The sequence below is a fragment of the Aeromonas caviae genome, from assembly GCF_000819785.1.
Classification (GTDB): domain Bacteria; phylum Pseudomonadota; class Gammaproteobacteria; order Enterobacterales; family Aeromonadaceae; genus Aeromonas; species Aeromonas caviae.
The window spans coordinates 1-580 of the sequence record NZ_CDBK01000054.1 but is presented as its reverse complement, the minus strand read 5'-3'; the positions used below and the strand labels follow the sequence as shown (position 1 = coordinate 580).

Genomic DNA, 580 nt, shown 5'->3' with positions numbered 1-580 from the left:
TCCTCATCGGTGAAATCCGCGATCGGGAGACCATGGAGCATGCCCTCGCCTTCTCGGAGACCGGGCATCTGGCCATCTCCACCCTGCACGCCAACAACGCCAACCAGGCGTTGGATCGCATCATCAACTTCTTCCCGGAAGAGCGCAGACCCCAACTGCTCAACGACCTTGGCAACAACCTCAAGGCCTTTGTCTCCCAGCGGCTGGTGAAGACCACGGACGGCGGGCGCCGGGCGGCGGTGGAGGTAATGCTCGGGACCCACACGGTGCGCGATCTCATCAAACGCGGCGAGTTTGGCGGCCTCAAGGAGATCATGGAAAAATCCAGGGCCCTTGGCATGGTGACCTTCGACAGTACTCTGTTCGATCTGGTGGTCGAGGGGGTGATCGACGAGGAGGAGGCGGTGAAGAACGCGGACTCCCAGAACAACCTGCGCCTCAAGATCAAACTCTGGCGGGAGAAGGGCCAGATTGGCAACAGCGCGGCGGCGAGCGGCTGGAGCCTGGAGCCCACCAAGGACGAGGGCGACCTCTTCTAAGACCGGGCCCGGCGGCCACGAAAAAGGGAACCCTCGGGTTC

1 pseudogene is annotated in these 580 nt (G+C 62.6%); it reads left to right on the top strand.

The features are described from left to right. Positions 1–539: pseudogene (gene tapW, locus BN1120_RS09290) on the top strand (type IVa pilus ATPase TapW); the annotation flags it as partial. Between the last annotated feature and the right edge of the window lie 41 nt (positions 540–580).